This window comes from Pseudomonas sp. (assembly GCF_030150285.1).
Lineage (GTDB): Bacteria > Pseudomonadota > Gammaproteobacteria > Pseudomonadales > Pseudomonadaceae > Aquipseudomonas.
The window spans coordinates 1-3,240 of record NZ_JASLGE010000046.1 but is presented as its reverse complement, the minus strand read 5'-3'; the positions used below and the strand labels follow the sequence as shown (position 1 = coordinate 3,240).

The following is a 3,240-nucleotide window of genomic DNA, read 5'->3' as shown; positions in this document are numbered from 1 at the left end:
GTTAAAATGGGCAGCTCGACGGGGGCTGCGCCCTCGATGATCAACTGCGCTTTTTTGTCAGCCATGTGGCCTCCTATTTATGCTTGAAATCATCAGACAGACCCCCCACGCAGGGCCCGCACCACTATAGTGAGATAAATTTGAATGTCAATTTGCCTAAAGTCTTGCTGTACAAGGCTTTGGGAAGAGTTTTTACACGATTATCCCTGCCGTTTACGCCTTTTCTGTCGTGAGCGCAATGCGCTATTTGGGGAAGGTGTTTGCGTTGTCATTAGCGACCTAACTGTCTATACTCGGCAGCCGACCGCCAGGGGCTTTTGGGCCCGTTTAGATGGGGGTCGTCACTCCCCGGGTGGTGGGTACCTGACCAGTGCACATCCCAACAAACTTGCCCTGATTGTTAGGGGCTCTTCAGTGTGAAAAAAGCCGTGAATAGCCAACGACCTGTAAACCTAGACCTAAGGACCATCAAACTCCCCATCACCGGCGTTACGTCATTTCTGCACCGTGTATCGGGCATTATTCTTTTTCTCGGCCTGGGCATCATGCTTTATGCATTGAGCAAATCCCTGGGTTCGGAAGAAGGCTTTGCCGAGGTGAAGGCATGCTTGACCAGTCCGCTGGCCAAATTCGTTGCGTGGGGCCTGCTCTCTGCCTTGCTGTATCACCTGGTTGCCGGTGTGCGCCACTTGATCATGGACATGGGCATCGGTGAGACGCTTGAAGGCGGCCGACTGGGCTCGAAAATCGTAATCGTCATTTCCGTGGTGATGATTGTTCTGGCGGGAGTTTGGATATGGTAACCAGCGTTACGAACCTGTCGCGTTCGGGCCTCTATGACTGGATGGCACAACGTGTGTCTGCGGTTGTTCTAGCGGCTTATTTTATTTTCCTGATCGGGTACCTCGTTGCGAACCCTGGCATTGGCTACGCCCAATGGCATGAGCTGTTCGCAAGCAACTGGATGCGTATCTTCAGCCTGCTGGCCCTCGTTGCTCTGGGTGCTCACGCCTGGGTCGGCATGTGGACCATCGCGACCGACTACCTGACGCCAATGGCATTGGGCAAGTCCGCGACAGCAGTACGTTTCCTCTTCCAGGCAGTCTGCGGCGTTGCGATGTTCGCTTACTTCGTCTGGGGTGTGCAGATTCTTTGGGGTATCTGATTCATGTCTAACACAGTTAATACACTTTCGTTCGACGCCATCATTATTGGTGGCGGCGGTGCTGGCATGCGCGCTGCTCTGCAGCTGGCACAAGGCGGTCACAAGACTGCTGTAATCACCAAGGTCTTCCCGACCCGCTCGCACACCGTATCGGCCCAGGGTGGCATCACCTGCGCAATCGCTTCTGCGGATCCGAACGATGACTGGCGCTGGCACATGTACGATACCGTTAAAGGTTCCGACTATATCGGTGACCAGGACGCTATCGAATACATGTGTTCCGTAGGCCCGGAAGCCGTGTTCGAACTCGAGCACATGGGTTTGCCGTTCTCCCGTACCGAGCAAGGCCGTATCTACCAGCGTCCTTTCGGTGGTCAGTCCAAGGACTTCGGTAAGGGTGGTCAAGCCGCTCGTACCTGCGCTGCAGCTGACCGTACCGGTCACGCACTGCTGCACACCTTGTATCAGGCTAACTTGAAGGCTGGCACTGTATTCCTCAACGAATACTACGGTGTCGACCTGGTTAAGAACGAAGCTGGCGATTTCGTCGGCATGATCGTTATCTGCATCGAAACTGGCGAAACGTCCTATGTTCGCGCCAACGCGACCGTACTGGCGACTGGCGGTGCAGGCCGTATCTACTCGTCGACGACCAACGCCCTGATCAACACCGGCGACGGTATCGGCATGGCGCTGCGTGCTGGCGTACCGGTACAAGACATCGAGATGTGGCAGTTCCACCCGACCGGTATTGCCGGTGCTGGTGTACTGGTTACCGAAGGTTGCCGTGGTGAAGGTGGATACCTGATCAACAAGCACGGCGAGCGTTTCATGGAGCGTTATGCTCCGAACGCCAAAGACCTTGCCGGTCGTGACGTGGTTGCCCGCTCGATGGTTAAAGAAATCATCGCCGGCAACGGTTGCGGTCCGAATGGCGACCACGTAATGCTCAAACTCGACCACCTGGGCGAGGAAGTGCTGCACAGCCGTCTGCCAGGCATCTGCGAACTGTCGAAGACTTTCGCACACGTTGACCCGGTGGTTGCTCCGGTTCCGGTTGTTCCGACCTGCCACTACATGATGGGCGGCGTTGCCACCAACATTCACGGCCAGGCGATCACCCAGAACGCCGAAGGCGTGGATCAGATCATTCCTGGTCTGTTCGCCGTAGGTGAAGTGGCTTGCGTATCGGTTCACGGCGCCAACCGTCTGGGCGGCAACTCGCTGCTCGACCTGGTGGTCTTCGGTCGCGCTGCCGGCCTGCACCTCGAGAAAGCTCTGACTGACGGCATCGAATACGATGACGCCACCGAAGCCAACATCGAAGCTGCCCTGGCACGCCTGAGCGCGCTGAACAACCGTACCGACGGCGAAGACGTCGCTACCCTGCGTCGCGAGCTGCAAAGCTGCATGCAGAACTACTTCGGCGTGTTCCGTACCGGCGAATACATGCAGAAAGGCATCGCTCAGCTGGCCGATCTGCGCAAGCGTATCGCCAACGTGAAGATCAACGACAAGTCGCAGGCGTTCAACACTGCACGAATCGAAGCGCTGGAACTGCAAAACCTGCTGGAAGTGGCTGAAGCAACCGCTATCGCCGCTGAAGTTCGCAAAGAGTCCCGCGGTGCTCACGCCCGTGAAGACTTCGAAGACCGTGACGACGAAAACTGGCTGTGCCACACCCTGTACTTCCCGGGTGAGAAGCGCGTTGCCAAGCGTGCGGTCAACTTCTCGCCGAAGACTGTTCCGACTTTCGAACCAAAAGTCCGGACTTACTAAAGGGTGATCGATATGTTGCAAGTTGAAGTTTATCGTTACAACCCTGACACCGACTCGGCTCCGAAAACCCAGGTTTTCCAGGTTGATACCGGTGGCAAGGACTTGATGGTGCTGGACGTGCTGGCCCTGATCAAAGAGCAGGACGAAGGTTTTTCCTACCGTCGTTCCTGCCGTGAAGGCGTTTGCGGTTCCGATGGCATGAACATCAACGGCAAGAACGGTCTGGCGTGCATCACGCCACTGTCTGCCGTGGTCAAGAAGAACAAGCTGGTTATTCGTCCTCTGCCAGGTCTGCC

At 56.3% G+C, this 3,240-nt stretch carries 4 protein-coding genes; all 4 read left to right on the top strand.

From position 1 onward, the window contains the following. Positions 1 to 416 precede the first annotated feature (416 nt). On the top strand, positions 417 to 803 hold the full coding sequence (gene sdhC, locus Q1W15_RS11175) for a succinate dehydrogenase, cytochrome b556 subunit (protein WP_088500128.1): 387 nt from the start codon (positions 417 to 419) through the stop codon (positions 801 to 803). Continuing rightward, entirely contained in the window at positions 797 to 1,165 is a 369-nt protein-coding gene (sdhD, locus tag Q1W15_RS11170) for a succinate dehydrogenase, hydrophobic membrane anchor protein (protein ID WP_003446906.1), read from the top strand. The genes sdhC and sdhD overlap by 7 nt, the downstream gene beginning before the upstream one ends. Positions 1,166 to 1,168: 3 nt before the next feature. Next, positions 1,169 to 2,944, top strand: coding sequence for a succinate dehydrogenase flavoprotein subunit (gene sdhA / locus Q1W15_RS11165; protein WP_300727862.1), 1,776 nt, complete (start codon positions 1,169 to 1,171; stop codon positions 2,942 to 2,944). 12 nt (positions 2,945 to 2,956) lie between these two features. After that, on the top strand, positions 2,957 to 3,240 hold a 284-nt coding region (locus Q1W15_RS11160; protein ID WP_300727860.1), incomplete at its 3' end, for a 2Fe-2S iron-sulfur cluster-binding protein.

Coding starts and splice junctions, on each gene's coding strand:
- sdhD (WP_003446906.1), top strand. CDS start 797: ATGGTAACCAGCGTTACGAACCTGTCGCGTTCGGGCCTCTATGACTGG.
- sdhA (WP_300727862.1), top strand. CDS start 1,169: ATGTCTAACACAGTTAATACACTTTCGTTCGACGCCATCATTATTGGT.